The sequence below is a fragment of the Nonomuraea sp. NPDC050556 genome, from assembly GCF_044457355.1.
In the GTDB taxonomy this organism is placed as follows: domain Bacteria; phylum Actinomycetota; class Actinomycetes; order Streptosporangiales; family Streptosporangiaceae; genus Nonomuraea.
Genome location: NZ_JBITGU010000008.1, coordinates 72,018 through 86,882, shown reverse-complemented (window position 1 = coordinate 86,882; position 14,865 = coordinate 72,018). Strand labels below are relative to the sequence as shown.

General features: G+C 70.2%; 17 protein-coding genes. 12 read left to right on the top strand and 5 right to left on the bottom strand.

Annotated elements, in window-relative coordinates; all coding sequences use genetic code 11:
* The first annotated feature begins 34 nt into the window (after positions 1 to 34).
* The 4 genes from ACIBG8_RS52615 to ACIBG8_RS52600 are packed head-to-tail and all read left to right on the top strand — an operon-like array spanning position 35 to position 2,902.
* On the top strand, positions 35 to 916 hold the full coding sequence (locus ACIBG8_RS52615) for a metal ABC transporter substrate-binding protein (protein WP_397350969.1): 882 nt from the start codon (positions 35 to 37) through the stop codon (positions 914 to 916).
* Positions 907 to 1,686 carry a metal ABC transporter ATP-binding protein gene (locus ACIBG8_RS52610; RefSeq protein ID WP_397350968.1) on the top strand — a complete coding sequence of 260 codons (780 nt, stop codon included), beginning with the start codon at positions 907 to 909 and terminating at the stop codon, positions 1,684 to 1,686. The genes ACIBG8_RS52615 and ACIBG8_RS52610 overlap by 10 nt, the downstream gene beginning before the upstream one ends.
* Positions 1,683 to 2,516 (top strand): metal ABC transporter permease, encoded by an 834-nt coding sequence (locus ACIBG8_RS52605; RefSeq protein WP_397350967.1) that lies wholly within the window; start codon positions 1,683 to 1,685, stop codon positions 2,514 to 2,516. Before ACIBG8_RS52610 ends, ACIBG8_RS52605 begins: the two co-directional genes overlap by 4 nt.
* Entirely contained in the window at positions 2,513 to 2,902 is a 390-nt protein-coding gene (locus tag ACIBG8_RS52600) for a Fur family transcriptional regulator (protein WP_397350966.1), read from the top strand. Before ACIBG8_RS52605 ends, ACIBG8_RS52600 begins: the two co-directional genes overlap by 4 nt.
* On the opposite strand, the gene ACIBG8_RS52595 is transcribed toward ACIBG8_RS52600, so the two are convergent.
* Complete coding sequence (locus tag ACIBG8_RS52595) at positions 2,816 to 3,736, bottom strand: DMT family transporter (RefSeq protein WP_397350965.1); 921 nt, start codon at positions 3,734 to 3,736, stop codon at positions 2,816 to 2,818. The genes ACIBG8_RS52600 and ACIBG8_RS52595 overlap by 87 nt on opposite strands.
* Before the next feature lie 94 nt (positions 3,737 to 3,830).
* On the opposite strand from ACIBG8_RS52595, the gene ACIBG8_RS52590 reads away from it, so the two are divergent.
* On the top strand, positions 3,831 to 4,379 hold the full coding sequence (locus ACIBG8_RS52590) for a CGNR zinc finger domain-containing protein (protein ID WP_397350963.1): 549 nt from the start codon (positions 3,831 to 3,833) through the stop codon (positions 4,377 to 4,379).
* Position 4,380: 1 nt separating this feature from the next.
* Here ACIBG8_RS52590 and ACIBG8_RS52585 read toward each other — a convergent pair whose 3' ends face one another.
* Positions 4,381 to 5,121: a helix-turn-helix domain-containing protein gene (locus ACIBG8_RS52585; protein WP_397350962.1), complete on the bottom strand. Its 741-nt coding sequence runs from the start codon at positions 5,119 to 5,121 to the stop codon at positions 4,381 to 4,383.
* A 123-nt stretch (positions 5,122 to 5,244) separates the two neighbouring features.
* Between ACIBG8_RS52585 and ACIBG8_RS52580 the strand changes: the two genes are divergently transcribed.
* A complete protein-coding gene (locus tag ACIBG8_RS52580; RefSeq protein WP_397350961.1) occupies positions 5,245 to 5,658 on the top strand; it encodes a hypothetical protein in 414 nt (137 codons plus the stop codon).
* Between the two features lie 71 nt (positions 5,659 to 5,729).
* On the top strand, positions 5,730 to 6,164 hold the full coding sequence (locus tag ACIBG8_RS52575) for a hypothetical protein (RefSeq protein WP_397350960.1): 435 nt from the start codon (positions 5,730 to 5,732) through the stop codon (positions 6,162 to 6,164).
* Here the strand turns inward: ACIBG8_RS52575 and ACIBG8_RS52570 are convergent.
* Positions 6,157 to 6,933, bottom strand: a complete 777-nt coding sequence (locus ACIBG8_RS52570) for an isoprenyl transferase (protein WP_397350959.1) — start codon at positions 6,931 to 6,933, stop codon at positions 6,157 to 6,159. The two genes, ACIBG8_RS52575 and ACIBG8_RS52570, sit on opposite strands and share 8 nt — an antisense overlap.
* Entirely contained in the window at positions 6,930 to 7,667 is a 738-nt protein-coding gene (gene recO, locus ACIBG8_RS52565; RefSeq protein ID WP_397350958.1) for a DNA repair protein RecO, read from the bottom strand. Before recO ends, ACIBG8_RS52570 begins: the two co-directional genes overlap by 4 nt.
* Before the next feature lie 119 nt (positions 7,668 to 7,786).
* Here recO and ACIBG8_RS52560 point away from each other — a divergent pair, with 119 nt between their 5' ends.
* The 4 genes from ACIBG8_RS52560 (at position 7,787) to ACIBG8_RS52545 (ending at position 11,915) form a co-directional block, all read left to right on the top strand.
* Positions 7,787 to 9,292, top strand: a complete 1,506-nt coding sequence (locus ACIBG8_RS52560) for a CDP-alcohol phosphatidyltransferase family protein (protein ID WP_397350957.1) — start codon at positions 7,787 to 7,789, stop codon at positions 9,290 to 9,292.
* A complete protein-coding gene (locus tag ACIBG8_RS52555) occupies positions 9,289 to 10,008 on the top strand; it encodes a DUF5941 domain-containing protein (RefSeq protein ID WP_397350956.1) in 720 nt (239 codons plus the stop codon). The genes ACIBG8_RS52560 and ACIBG8_RS52555 overlap by 4 nt, the downstream gene beginning before the upstream one ends.
* A 265-nt stretch (positions 10,009 to 10,273) precedes the next feature.
* Positions 10,274 to 11,185: a hypothetical protein gene (locus ACIBG8_RS52550; protein WP_397350955.1), complete on the top strand. Its 912-nt coding sequence runs from the start codon at positions 10,274 to 10,276 to the stop codon at positions 11,183 to 11,185.
* Between the two features lie 19 nt (positions 11,186 to 11,204).
* Positions 11,205 to 11,915, top strand: a complete 711-nt coding sequence (locus ACIBG8_RS52545) for a vWA domain-containing protein (RefSeq protein ID WP_397350954.1) — start codon at positions 11,205 to 11,207, stop codon at positions 11,913 to 11,915.
* Here ACIBG8_RS52545 and ACIBG8_RS52540 read toward each other — a convergent pair.
* Positions 11,912 to 12,691, bottom strand: a complete 780-nt coding sequence (locus tag ACIBG8_RS52540) for a class I SAM-dependent methyltransferase (RefSeq protein ID WP_397350953.1) — start codon at positions 12,689 to 12,691, stop codon at positions 11,912 to 11,914. The genes ACIBG8_RS52545 and ACIBG8_RS52540 overlap by 4 nt on opposite strands.
* A gap of 158 nt (positions 12,692 to 12,849) precedes the next feature.
* On the opposite strand from ACIBG8_RS52540, the gene ACIBG8_RS52535 reads away from it, so the two are divergent.
* Positions 12,850 to 14,697 (top strand): S8 family serine peptidase, encoded by a 1,848-nt coding sequence (locus tag ACIBG8_RS52535; protein ID WP_397350952.1) that lies wholly within the window; start codon positions 12,850 to 12,852, stop codon positions 14,695 to 14,697.
* Positions 14,698 to 14,865: the final 168 nt, after the last annotated feature.

Below are 14,865 nucleotides of genomic sequence, written 5' to 3'. Positions count from 1 at the left end.
ACAACCGTTTTCATTTTGCCGCATACTGACTCACATGATGTCAGGACATGTCCGGGTTGCCCTTGCGGGTCTGCTCGCTGGAACCACGCTCACCGCCTGCGGCACGGGCGCCGCCAACGCCGCCCCCAAGGTCACCGCCGCCTTCTACCCCCTCCAGTGGCTCACCGAGCAGGTCGCCGGCCCTGACATCAAGGTCACCGGACTCACCGCCCCCGGCGTGGAGCCGCACGACATCGAGCTCAGCGCCCAGCAGGTCGCCACCCTCCAGGACTCCAGCCTCACCGTCTACATCAAGGGCCTCCAGCCCGCCGTCGACGAGGCCGTCGGGCAGCAGCAGGAGGACAAGTCGTTCGACGCCGCCTCCGCCGTCAAGACCCTCCAGGCGACGACCCCCGACGAGCACGCCGCCTACGACCCGCACCTGTGGCTCGACCCCGCCCGCCTGGCGACCGTCGCCACCGAGCTCGGCAAGCGTCTCGGCGCGGCCGACCCCGACCACGCCCAGGCGTACGAGCAGCGCGCGGCCGAGACCACGAAGGCCCTCACCACCCTGGACCAGGAGATGGCCAAGGGCCTGAGCTCCTGCTCCTCCAAGACCATGGTCACCAGCCACGAGGCCTTCGGCTACCTCGCCGACCGCTACCACCTCAAGCAGGTCGGCATCACCCTCGACCCCGAGACCGAGCCGTCCCCCGCCCGCATCGCCGAGGTCGCCAAGCTGGCGATGAGCGAGCGGGTCACCACGATCTTCACCGAGTCCCTGGTCAGCCCCAAGGTCGCCGAGGTGCTCGCCAAGGAGGTGGGCGCGCGGACGGCCGTGCTCGACCCGCTGGAGAGCAAGCCGGCGCACGGCGACTACCTGTCGGAGATGCGGCAGAATCTCAAGACCATCAGAACGGCGCTGGGATGCTCGTGAGCAATGTCTTCCAGATGATCGGCGGCCAGGTGACCCTGGACCGCCGTCCGATCCTGCGCGGCGTCGACCTGACGGTCTGCCCCGGCGAGGTCGTCGCGATCATGGGCGCCAACGGCTCGGGCAAGTCGACGCTGGTCCGGGCGCTGCTCGGCCTCACCCCGCTGTCCGGCGGCAAGACCCTGCTGTACGGCGAGCAGCCCGCGAGGTTCGGCGACTGGTGGCGCATCGGCTACGTGCCGCAGCGCCTGGCGGTCGGCGGCGGCGTTCCCGCCACGGTGCAGGAGGTCGTGGCCTCGGGGCGGATCGCCAGGCAGAGCAGGCTGCGCCGTACGACGAAGGAAGACAGGGCCGCGACGGCCGAGGCGCTGGAGGCGGTCGGGCTGGCGGCTCGGGCGAAGGACCCCGTGCAGTCGCTCTCCGGCGGCCAGCAGCAGCGGGTGCTCATCGCCCGCGCGCTGGCGGGGAAGCCGGACACGTTCGTCATGGACGAGCCGACGGCCGGCGTCGACGCGGAGAGCCAGTCGCTGCTCGCGGACACGCTGACCACGCTGGTGCGCGACGGCAGGACCGTGGTCCTGGTGGCGCACGAGCTTGGCCCGCTGGAGCCGGTCATCACCCGCGGCGTCGTCATCAGGGACGGCCGCGTCGACCACGACGGGCGCCCGCCGCAGCCTGAGGGCGAGTGCGCGAAACCGGGGCACGAGCACGTGCACCCGCACGAGGAAGAAGTGGTCGGCGGGCCGCTGACCGGGTTGCAGGTGAAACGATGAGCGATCTGCTGGGCCGCGAGTTCTTCCAGCTCGCCCTGGTCGCCGCCCTGCTGGTGGGGCTGTGCGCGCCGGCCGTGGGCACGTTCATCGTGCAGCGGAAGTTGTCCCTGCTCGGCGACGGCATCGGGCACGTGGCCCTGACGGGGGTCGCGCTGGGGTTCCTGACCGGCACGGCGCCCGTGGTGACGGCCGTGGTGGTGTCCGTGGCGGGCGCGATCGCGATCGAGCTGGTCAGGGCGCGCGGCAGGACGAGCGGCGACGTCGCGCTGGCGCTGCTGTTCTACGGCGGCATCGCGGGCGGCGTCATGCTCATGGGCATCGCGCCTGGCGGCAGCAACGCCAAGCTCAACTCCTACCTGTTCGGCGCGATCGCCAGCGTCACCAGGCAGGACATCTGGATCATCGGCGCGCTCGCCGTGGCCGTCATCGCCGTGGTGGCGATCTTCGGCCGCGAGCTGTTCGTGCTCTGCCAGGACGAGGAGGTCGCCAAGGCCAGCGGGCTGCCGGTGCGCTTCCTCAGCCTGCTGATCGCGGTCACGGCCGCGCTGACCGTGGTCATCGCCATGCGCGTGGTGGGCCTGCTGCTGGTCAGCGCGCTGATGGTCATCCCGGTCGCGACGAGTCAGCAACTGACGCGCGGCTTCCGTGCCACGATGGGACTGGCCATGGTCTTCGGCGTCGTGGCGGCCGTCGGCGGGCTGCTGGTGTCGACCGTGTCGCCCAAGGTGGCGCCTGGAGCCTCCATCGTCCTTCTCGCGCTCGCCGGCTTCGTCCTGGCTCTCACAGTCGGTAAATTCGTACGGCGAAGCAGACCCGAGGAGACAGTATGACCAGTCGCAGGGACGCCGTGCACGACATCCTGCGCAGGAACGACGGTTTCCGTAGCGCGCAGGACGTCTACGCCCAGCTGCGCACCGACGGCGCCAAGATCGGGCTGACCACCGTCTACCGGGCGCTCCAGGCGCTGGCCGACGGCGGCAAGGTCGACGTCCTGCGCACCGACGACGGCGAGTCCGTCTACCGTGCCTGCGCCAGCGACGACCATCACCATCACCTGGTGTGCCGCAGGTGCGGGCGCACGGCCGAGGTGGCGGGGCCCGCGGTCGAGCGCTGGGCCGAGGCCGTGGGCTCAGAGCACGGCTTTACCGAGATCACCCACACGGTCGAGGTCTTCGGCACGTGTGCCTCGTGCTCGACCACCTCCCCCAGAGCGTGATCCGTACAGGACCCCGAGGACGATCACCGCGCACCCGGCCAGCTGCAGCGCGGAGGGGCGCTCCGACAGGATGATCGCGGAGATCGTCATGGTCGTCATCGGCTGGACGAGCAGGAGCAGCGAGATCAGCGCGGCGGGCTGCCTGGGCAGCGTGTAGGTGATCAGCGTCCAGCCCAGCACCTGCGGGCCGAGCGCGAGCAGCAGCAGCCACCCGTGCGCCGGCCAGGTCGGCACGAAGTCGGCGCCGCCGGAGAACGGGCTCAGCACCGCGATGACCAGCGCGGCCACGGCCGTGGAGTGCGCGAGCAACCCGCCCGTACGGCCAGGCCCGCCGGAACCGCCCTTCACCAGGAGCAGGTAGGCGGCGTAGGCGATCGAGGTGGCCAGCCCGAACACCACCCCGAGCAGCGGGTTCGCCCCGTAGGCCGCGCTGTCGAACAGCCCGGAGATGAGCACGACGCCGCAGAAGACCACCGGGGTGGCGATCATGAGGTTGCGCGTCGGCCGCTCCTTGAACACCAGCCACGCCCCGAACGCCACCAGGAACACCTGAAGGTTGCCCAGCACGGTGGCCAGCCCGGCGCCGACGTAGGAGATGGCGTGGTGCCAGAACAGCAGGTCGAGCGCGAACAGCACCCCGGCCACCCAGGCCAGGTTGCGCGGTCGGGCGGGCAGCGGCCCGTGCCTGCGCCGCTCCGCGATCGCCATGGCGAGCAGCGGCGGCACCGCGTAGAGGCAGCGGAAGAACGCCGACGTAGCCGGGGAAACCCCGGACAGCCGCACCAACGGCGCCGACGTGGAGATGATCAGAGCCCCCGCCACCGCGATCAGCACGATACGACGGTGTGGACTCATGGAGGTGCCCCCGAAGGCTCGTAAGAGAGATACGCTCCTTACACGCTAGAGCCGGGCTTTGACAGGAGTCAATATGCCTTTTGGGCATGACATGGTGTATTCGCTCGCCACCGTCGTCGAGCTGATCAACACCTCTCCCTCCACGGGCGGCGACGACGGGCTGGGCGATCTGGCCGAGTTGCAGGAGTTCGTGGACTCCCGACAGGTCAGTGGCATCGGCGACCTCACCGCCCGCGACCTCGGGCAGGTCAGGCTGCTGCGCGAGGCCTTCCACCGGGTGTTCACCGCGACCGACCAGCCCGCCGCGGTGCGCCAGCTCAACCTGCTGCTGGCCGAGACGCGCATCACGCCGCGGCTGACCGAGCACGACGGGCACCCGCTGCACGTCCACTACTTCGCGCCCGGGTCGTCGCTGACCGAGCACCTGGCCGCCGACTGCGGGGTGGCGCTGGCGCACCTGCTGGTCGACGGCGAGTTCGAACGGCTGCGCACCTGCTCGGCCCCCGACTGCGACCGGGTGTTCTTCGACGAGTCGCGCAACCGCTCGCGCGTCTACTGCGACAGCCGTACGTGTGGAAACCGGATGCACGTGGCCGCCTACAGGGCGCGGCGCAGGGCCTGACTCAGAGGGGTGACGCCTTCTGGTGCTGGATGATCGGCGAGGTGGAGCGGACCGCGCCGGTGCCCGTCACCGCGCGGCCGTCGTTGTCCTTCCAGAGCTCGAAGTTGTAGCGCCCCGCGCGCAGGCCTGACCACCGGTGCATCTGCCAGGCGTTGCAGCTGTACCTCGCCGAGGAGCCGCCGGGGCGCAGCGCGATCCAGTACTCCGTGGTGCCCACCGGGCAGGTGAGGTTCGCCCAGACCTCTAGGTCGCCGTCGGCCTGCTGGGTCCACTCGCGCGAGGTCACCTGCTTGTACATGTTCTTGACCTGCCAGGGGAACCCGTTGGCCGGGACGACCGGCGGTGGCCCGGACGCGGAAGTGGCGTCCGGCGGGCCGGTGTCACGCAGGAGGAAGACCCCTCCGGCGGCCAGGACGAGCACGGCGATCCCGGCCGCGAGCAGGGGACGCAGCCGTTGCCGTGGCCCGCTCTCCTGCGGAGGCTCCTGGGCGAGCTCGCGCCAGCGCGCCTCCCACGCGGCAGGGTCCGCCTCGCACGCCGCCACGTAGGAGCGGACGAAGTCCAGCGGCGGCAGCTCCCCCGGGTTGAGCCGGCGGGAGATCGTGCTGGAGTGGTAGCGCATGCGCCGCCCGACCTCCTGCAGGGACAGCTCGCCCCGCAGGCGGCGCAGGTCGTCGACGAACTCCGCGACGGGCCCCGCCTCCCGGTCGATCGGCTGATCCTTACGTCCGCCTCGCCCCATCGGCTGCTCCGCGTTGTTGCGGTTGTTGTTGCTATTTATGCGCAGGCCGGAGGCGATGACAAGAGCGATTCCCGCGTGGCCAGCTAGCAGTGTCCGAGTTCATCCCGAGCAAGGAGACGACAGATGGCAGGCAGGGTATGCGCGCTCGTCTGCGCGCTCATCGTGTCAGCGGCCACGCTCTTCGCCGCCCCCGCGCAGGCCGCGGGGCCCGTCCTGCACCGGGACGTGTACCGCTACGCGTACGGTTACCAGCTCGATCTCACGATCGCCGGCAACAACCGCGGGCGCGCCTACGCCTGGTGCGCCATCAACAACGCACCCGTCTACATGAAGATCCACTCCTGCCAGCTCCTCCGGTACGGTCACCCCGGCGCGGGCACGCAGGGCGGGAGCGACTGGTCCCTGCGCCCCGTGGCGTGGTCCCGCCTGATCTCGCTCACCTGCGGCACCAGCTACCGGGTCTTCATCCGGTTCCAGGGCCAGGACCGCCCGATCGCCAAGGCCTACGGCACGTGGTGGAAGCTGCGCTGCCTGTAGACGCGGACTCAACACGGACTCAACACCGCCCGCCGCATGATCTCCCCACAGGTTCAGGACAGGGAGGAAACATGCGGAAGGCACTCGTCGTCGCGGCAGGGCTCGCGACGCTGGTCATGCCGATGAGCCCGGCGAACGCCACGGCGGCGGGATCCGGGGTCATCGACCACAGCTGCGGCCCCAAGATCAACCTGGAGATCGCAGGCGGGGAGAAGCAGATCGGGTACGCCGAGGTCGGCAGCGGGTTCGTCAACCTGTGGATGTCGAAGGACCGCCCCTACAAGGGCAGGAAGATCTACTACTCCACGGCCAGGCTCAAGCGCGGCGAGAAGATCACCCTCGACTGGTCCGACACCGGGGGCCGGACCTGGCACGGGTGCTACGCCAAGCCCGACAGGTGGGGTCGCGCCCAGACCTGGGCCGTGGACCAGTGGGGCGGGCGCAGCTTCCGCGGCTGCGTCTACTCGGGCCGCTGGAAGTGCACCGGATGGAAGAGCTTCACGTGACCTGGTTCGGTACGGCTCCGCCGTACCGGCGGTCGCGCTTGGCGTAGATCTCGCACGCCTCCCACAGGTCGCGGCGGTCGAAGTCGGGCCAGAGCCGGTCGAGGAACACCATCTCGGCATAGGCCGACTGCCACAGCAGGTAGTTGGAGAAGCGCTGCTCCCCCGACGAGCGCAGGAACAGGTCGACCGCCGGGACCTCGGGCACGTGGAGGTAGCGGGAGAAGACCTTCTCGTTGACCTTGCCGGGATTGACCCGGCCTGACGCGATGTCGGCGGCCAGCTTCACCGCCGCGTCGACGATCTCGGCCTGGCCGCCGTAGTTGACGCAGAACTGCAGCGTCAGCGTGCTGTTCCCCCGCGTCATCTCCTCAGCCGTCTGCAGCTCGGAGATGACGCTCTTCCACAGCCGCCCCGGCTTGCCCGCCCACCGCACGCGGACGCCCATCGCGTTGAGCTCGTCGCGGCGCCGCCTGATGACGTCGCGGTTGAAGCCCATGAGGAAGCGGACCTCGTCGGGCGAGCGCCGCCAGTTCTCCGTGGAGAAGGCGTAGGCGCTGAGGTAGGGGATGCCGAGCTCGATCGCGCCCTCGATGACGTCGAACAGCGAGGCCTCGCCCGCCTTGTGCCCCTCGGTGCGCGGCAGGCCGCGCTGCTTGGCCCAGCGGCCGTTGCCGTCCATCACGATCGCGACGTGCCTGGGCACGAACTCGCGCGGGATGGAAGGCGGGATGGCTCCTGAGGGGTGGGGCGCTGGGGGACGGACGCTCACGCTATTGGCTCCCTTTCGACGTGTTTGAGAGAGCGTATTCCGTGTTCGAGGTGCCATTGCAGGTAGGCGGCGACCAGCCCGCTGCACTCGCTGCGGTGGCGCCCCTCCGACGCGTCGGCCGACGTCCAGTCGCCGCGCAGCAGCGCCGTCATGAGCGCGATCGTCTCCCCTGCCGGTACGGCGGAGCCGGCCGGTCTGCACGCACCGCACACCACGCCGCCGGCCACGATCGCGAACGCCCTGACCGCCGGAGCCTGGCAGCGGGCGCACGCGTCGAGCGCAGGGGCGTATCCGGCCACGGCGAGCGAGCGCAGGAAGTAGGCGTCGAGCACCAGCCTGGCCTCGTGGGTCGCCTCGGCCAGCGTGCGGAGCCCGCCGACCAGCAGCAGGAAGTGGCGTAGCGCCGGCTCCTTCTCGCCCTGGGTGAGGCGGTCGGCCGTTTCGAGCATCGCCGTGCCCGCGGTGTAGCGGGGGTAGTCGATCGCCAGGGCCTCGCCGTACGGCCTGATGGTCTCGGCCTGGGTGATCACGTCGAGGGTGCGGCCGACGTGGAGCTGCAGGTCGACGTGGGTGAAGGGTTCGAGGCGGGCGCCGAAGCGGGAAGTGGTGCGCCGCACACCTTTTGCGACACCGCGCACCTTTCCTGTGCGTTTCGTGAGAATAGTGACGATGCGGTCGGCTTCGCCGAGCTTCTGCGTACGCAGAACAACACCCTCGTCACGATAGAGACTCACCGCCCTAGTCTACGGACCTCCGCCGGGTGGACGGGCTTTACTCAAGGCTCACTAGACTTTGACGTCTACCCCCGCTTCACCCGCTGTACAACCCCCCGCAACAGCCTTGAAAGGGAGACATGACCCGCGTGGTCCTGCTGGGCTCCTCGCCCGGCCCCGACACCGCTCCGACCGGCCTCAGGCTGGCCGCGCTGCCCGGTACCCCCACCGTGGGCGAGCGCCTGCGCAGCCAGATCCTCTCCCTGGATCCGCAGCCTGCCGCGATCGAGCCAGGAGACACCGCCGCCGCCCTTCGCGCCCTCGCCGAAGTGGCCGAGTCGACGACCGACAACCTCCTCCTCCTGCCGGACAACTCGATCGTGCACGACGAGCTGATCTACCAGATCACCAAGGCCAAGCGCGCCGCGCTGGCGCTCGTCGCCAAGGAGCCACGGCCCGAGGACGCCCCCGACGACGAGCCCGTCCCGATCGAGGAGGCGGAGCCGGAGATCGGCGAGCGCACCCTCGAAGGCCTGCTGGTGCGCGTCCGCGCGGGCAAGTCCCGCGTGATCTCGGTCGGCACCGCGCAGCTCGCGGTCACCAGGCCCAACACGGTGCTGCTCGGCCCGCTGCACCTGCAGGCCAAGCACCTGCCCGTGCTGGCCGAGACCTGCCGCGAGCTGGCCGAGCTGACCCACCTGTTCGGCCAGGAGGACGACCTGGTCCAGCTCGTCGTGTTCGGCCTGGTGCGCAAGGGCGTGTCGGTCGGCATCCGCGGCCGGCGCGACCTGTTCTACCGCCGGGTCACCACGCAGGAGGAGGCCAACGAGGCCGGCGCCGAGATCTCCGGCATGGACGAGGACCGCGCCAGGCTCAACAACGCGGTCAAGGGCGCCGACGGCTTCTTCACCACCTACTTCGTCAGCACCTACTCCCGCTTCATCGCCCGCTGGGCGGCGCACCGCGGCCTCACCCCCAACCAGGTGACGCTGATCTCGATCGCGCTCGGCGTGGCGGCCGCCGCCTGTTTCGCCACCGGCGAGCGGGTCTGGATGGTCGCGGGCGGCGTGCTGATCTACTTCGCGTTCGTCTTCGACTGCGTCGACGGGCAGGTCGCCCGCTACGCGCGCAAGTTCGGCGTGCTCGGCGCCTGGCTGGACGCGACGTTCGACCGGTTCAAGGAGTACGTGGTCTTCGCCGGGCTCGCGGTCGGCTACGTGGTGTCCGGGCACTCCGACGACATCTGGATCCTGGCGCTCGTCGCGCTGTCCCTGCAGTCGGTGCGCCACCTGCTCGACTTCTCCTTCGGCATCTCCAACCGGCGCAAGCCGCCGTCCCCGCTGCCGACCACGCCGCTCGACGCGCCCTCCGACGTGGGGCTGCGCAAGGCGCTGGAGAAGCGCAAGATCGAGCGCAGCACCGGCATCCGCGGCGTGCTGCGCATGTGGACCAGGGCCGGCCGCTACCGCGCCGTCCACTGGGCGCGCAAGATGGTCGTGTTCCCCATCGGCGAGCGGTTCGCGGTCATCGCGATCACCGCCGCCTTCTTCGACGCTCAGGTCACCTTCCTCACGATGGTGATCTGGGGCTCCGTCGCCGCCTGCTACACCCTCGCCGGACGTCTCATGAGGTCGCTCGCATCATGATCACACAACCGCAGGATCTCTCGACCCCGGCGCCGGACCCCGACGAGGAGCGCCGGCGCATCCAGACCGCCCGCCTGCTCGCCTACCGCGACGACGGCCCGCTGGTGCACGCGCTGGCGCCGAAGCTGGGCTTCGGCCTGCCGCCGGTGCCGACCACGCTGCTCGCCCTGGCGGGCGTCATCGCGGTGTCGCTGATCGGGCTGCCCGAGCGCGGCTTCATGTTGCTGGTGCCCGCGCTGATCATGGTCGTGCTGGTGCTGCCGACGGCCTCGCGCGACCACCTGGGGCGGTTCGACTGGCTGACGCCGCCGCTGCTGCGCGGCACCGAGTTCGTGGTCGTCATCCTGACCGGGCTGGCGGCCGACGCGCCCAAGTGGCTGCTGTTCGTGCTGCTCTACGTGGTGGGTTACCACACGTATGACACGGTCTACCGGACGCGGCAGAGCATCTGGCCGCCGGCGTGGGTGTTCCACGCGGGGCTCGGGTGGGAGCTGCGGCTGCTGATCATCGGGGCCGCGGCCGCGGTGGGGTGGCTGACGCCGGTGCTGATCGTGCTCACGGGGTACCTGCTGGTGCTGTTCGCGGTGGAGAGCGTGACGTCCTGGGTGCGGCTGGACAAGGCGTCGGCCCAGGCGGGCGCGGACGCCGAGCAGGACCTGGAGGCTTCTCCTGAGGACGCGATGGAGCAGGCCACCGGCGACGCCGACAAGGGCTGATTTTTCTGGATTCACCCCCGCACGGCTGGTCTGTGCGGGGGTCTTTCCGTCTCTTTGGGGGTACGGCGGGGCCGGGAGATGCGCCTCCCGCCGTACGGGGCTGGGGTCTGTCCAGGGTTACGGTCAGCGGGCGCACAGGGTCGGGCACCGCTACGCGCATTCGTTATGGGTGATTTTTTCGCGCTATAGCGGCAAAGCGAGAGATTAGGCTGGGTGGTCAGGGACACTCGGGCCGGGATCGTTCCGGCAGAGCCGGGAGACGCGGATGGGGCTCTGGTCACGCCTGTTCAGGCGGGGGGACGGCGACCCCCTCGCCGACCGCGAGCGCGAGCTGCGGGAGGCGCACCGGCAGGGCGTGCGCGACGCTCGCAGCCACGCGCTGGGCGAGTTCACCGATCCGGACGTGCAGCCCGCCTACGTGAGCGCGGTACGGGCGTGGGCCAAGGAGCGGATCGCGCTCCTGGACCAGCAGCTTGAAGAGACGCGCACCGAACTGGCCAGGGAGGCCGGCGGCGCGCACGAGGTCATCACGCGCGAGACGTCGCGTCCCGAGCTGTTCGCGCTGCCTGCCGTACCCCCCTCCGAGGAGTCCGAGGGGGACGCGTTCATCTCCATCGGGGAGTCGCGGCGGCGGCGGGCGGCCAAGGAGCGGCGGGAGGCGTCGCGCGCGGCCGGGGACGCGGTGCTGCGGGCCAGGGCCAGGATCGACCGGCTGAAGCAGGAGTGGGACAGCGTGCTGGTCGGGCGCAACCACGCGGTCGACGCGATCCACGCGCGGGCCGAGCAACGCATCGCCGCCTACCGTGCCGGGGTGATGCAGGCCCATCCGCGCCGGGAGGAGATCGTGGCGCTGTGGAAGGGCGAGGTGGTGGCGATGGACTCCACCATGGACAGCCCGGCGGCCATCGCGGGGCGGGAGAGCTTCGGGCGGTTGCTCGGCGACGCCGACCTCCGCATCGAGGCGTGGAGCGCCGGGCGGCATGCCGTACCCGAGCTGGACGAGCCAGCGCGCAGGGAACTCCCCCGGGTGGCGGCCTCGGGTGAGGACGGGGCGCAACAGCCCGAGGAACGCCTCGTCAGACCGGATGATTTCGAGGACGGGCCCTGGAAGAACGGCGAGCAGGCGGGGAACGGGCGGGCCGGCGGGTGGGTGGCCGGGTCGCGTGACGGGGAGTAGGCGGCGAGCGGGGGGAACGATGACGGGGTTACGCGGAGCGCTGGCGGTCGTGCTGCTGGGGGTGTGCGCCCTGGTGGCCGGGTGCGGCAGCGAGGCCAGGGCGGTGTGCGGGACGGTGGTCGACTCCACCTCCTACGCGGAACCGGCCACCTCCCGCACCGACGTGCAGGAGAAGCTGCCCGCCTTCGCCGACGGCTGCGACTGGATGGCGTTCGCCGCCGTGACCGGCACGTCGGAGAGCAGCCCGTGCCGCCAGGAGCCGGTGCCCGTCGCCGCGACGCAGGCGGAGAACCCCAACGACAACCCGGTCGTCGGCGACAAGATCAGGGCGCATCGCATCACGCAGATCCTGCCGAGGGCGTTGCAGCTGTTCGACTGCCCGACCGAGGGCAAGGGCTCCGACGTGCTCGGCGCGCTGCGGTACGTGGTCAAGCAGATGAGCGCCCAGCGCCATCCCGGCCAGCCGCACCAGATCATCGTGTTCAGCGACCTCATCAACAACCGCGGCGACCTCGACGTGAACAAGCTCGACCTGTCCGAGGGCGCCAGGAAGCAGAAGATCCAGGAGCTGGTCGGCAGCCACCTGCTCCCCGACCTGACCGGCTACACGGTCGTGGTGCACGGGTTCCTGCGCAAGAAGGGCTCGGACCCCGACCGGTTCCCGTTGCTGGAGAGCTTCTGGCACGAGGCGCTCACCGCCGCGGGCGCGACCACGGCGGACCTGCTCTAACGGGCGACCGTGAGCAGGTGGCCGCTGATCCCGAGCAGGGACGGCACGGACTCCATGGAGCGCTGCGCGTCGAGCATGAGCGAGCGGCGCTCAGGGTCGTCGAGCCAGTCGCCGACGTCGCCGTAGAGCCAGAACGCGCCCTCCAGGCCGTACCGCGTGACCGAGGGGAACCCGGCGTCGGCGAACTCGCCGGGCACCTCGTCAGGGTCGTGGAAGTAGGCGGTGAACCCCCGCTTCGGCGACAGCATGACCCCGTCGGCGACAGAGGTGTGTACGGCTCGCCGCTCTGGCTCGCGCAGGTAGGAACCGGTGTAGAAGGTGTCGTGCAGGCCCGCGTAGCGGTTGATGGTCGCGGCGGCCACGTAGCCGCCCTGCCGTACGGCCCGCCTGGCCTCGGACAGCGCCAGCACGCGGTCGGCCCGCTCGGCCAGGTGGTAGAGCGGGCCGAGCATGAGCACGGCGTCGAAGCTCGCGTCACGGACCGGCAGGCTGCGGGCGTCGCCCAGCCGCGCGGTCACGCCGTCCAGCTCGGCTGCCCGCTCGACGTGCAGCGGGACGGGGTCGAGCAGCTCGACCTCGTAGCCGTCGGCGACCAGCCAGGCGGCGTGCGCGCCCGTGCCGCCGCCGACGTCGAGCACGCGCGCGGGCGCCGGTGGGAGGGTTCTGCGCAGGACGTCCTGGGTGCGCCAGAACTCCAGCCTGTTACGCCCCTCGCTGAGCCGCGTGTGCTCGATGTCCTGCTCGTAGTAGGCGAGCAACTCCCTGGTGACTGTCATACCTGATCTTCGGATACGGCCGGCGAACCGGACAAATGGATTACGCCTGGTGATCTATGACAGATTTTTCAGTATTGCCCGACTTGCTGTCATATGCGATGTTGCGGGCAGACCGCATGAGCACAGCTCATGTCACCCCCCTCGAGAAAGGCGTTTCCATGCGTCGAACCTCGACCGTCTTAGCCCTGGCCTCCGGCCTATGCCTGGCAATGTCCAGCTGGGCCATCGCCGCGGAGGCCACATCCGTCAGCACCGCCGACCAGCAGCGCTACATCGTCCAGCTCGCCAACGTCACTCGGGCGCAGGTGGCGAGCCAGGCGCAGCAGCAGGTCGCGGAGCACAACGGCGTGCTGGTGGGCACCTACCGGTATGCGTTCAGGGGCTACACGGCCCTGCTCAGCCCGGCGGAGGCAGCCAAGCTGGCCGGTGAGGCGGGTGTCCTCACCGTCGAACCCGACCAGGAGGTGCACGCCTTCGCCCAGACCGTCCCCAGCGGCATCAAGCGCATCTACGCCGACCAGAACATCAACCTCGACATCGACGGCGTCGACGACGTCCGCATCAACGTGGACGCAGCGGTCGTCGACACCGGTGTCGACCTCGACCACCCCGACCTGAACGTGGTGGCGAGCACCAACTGCACCAGCGGCTCCTGCTCGGGCACCGGTGACGACGACAACGGCCACGGCAGCCACGTCGCGGGCACCATCGGCGCCATCGACAACGCCATCGGCGCCGTCGGCGTCGCCCCCGGCGCCAGGATCCACGCCGTCAAGGTGCTCAACTCGGCGGGTTCCGGAACGCTGTCCGCCATCGCGGCCGGCATCGACTGGGTCGTGGCCAGGGCCAGCACCATCGAGGTCATCAACATGAGCCTCGGCTGCCAGGGCTGCAGCAGCTCCGCGATCAGCAACGCCATCACCAACGCCACCAACGCGGGCGTCGTCGTGGTCGTGGCAGCGGGCAACAGCTCGGCCAACGCCTCCGGCTTCTTCCCCGCCAACCACCCCGACGTGGTGACGGTCTCGGCGCTGACCGACTTCGACGGGCTGCCCGGTGGGCTGGTCGGTAACATCACCGTGCCCTGCCGTACGGACGGAGCCACGGACACCGACGACACGCTCGCCTGGTACTCCAACTTCGGCACCACCGTCGAGGTCGCGGCGCCCGGCACGTGCATCTACTCCACGTGGATGAACGGCGGCTACAACACCATCAGCGGCACGTCCATGGCCAGCCCGCACGTCGCGGGCGCGGCGGCGGTCCTGACCAGCGGCACCAACAAGCCCACCAACCGGACGGGTGCGCTGGCCGTACGGGACAAGCTGAAGGCGACGGGCAACTCCAACTGGACCGACGACTCCACGGACGGGGTCAAGGAACCGCTGCTCGACGTGCACGACGCCACGCAGTATCCGCCGACCACGGGTGGCAACCAGCCGCCGGTGGCGAGCTTCACGCAGTCGTGCGACAACACGACCCGGGTGTGCTCGTTCAACGGGTCCGGTTCGACCGACCCCGACGGGTCGATCGCGTCGTACGCGTGGACCTTCGGCGACAGCACCTCCGGCAGCGGCGCGACCGTGTCGCACACCTACGCGGCCGCGGGGACGTACACGGTCACGTTGACCGTGACCGACAACGGCGGAGCCACGAACTCCACCAGCAAGAACATCACCGTCGGGACGACGCCGGGGAACTGCACCGGCTACCAGACCCCGATCAGCGGCTCCCTGACCAGCGGCCAGAACGTGTACTACCCCAGCAGCACGGGTTACACGGCGGTGGCGGGGACACACCGGGCATGCCTGGACGGGCCTACCGGGGTGGACTTCGACCTGTATCTGCAGAAGCAGGGCATCTTCGGGTGGACGACTGTGGCGAGCAGCAATGGGTCGGGGCCGGACGAGTCACTGACGTACAACGGGACGGCGGGGACTTACCGGGTGCGGGTGCACGCGTATAGCGGCTCCGGCGCCTACACGGGCGGCTACACCAAGCCCTAACCCTCCAACGAGCGGTGACCCCGTGCCATCCCTCTGCACGGGGTCACCCCCACCTCCCGCCCCTGGTCCTGCTGTGGCTGACGACCTCTGGCAGTTGCCGTCAGTGTGGGAAGAAGAGCTTCAGATCGCAGCGTCGCGCAGGATGACGAGAAGCGACGCCTGAGATCT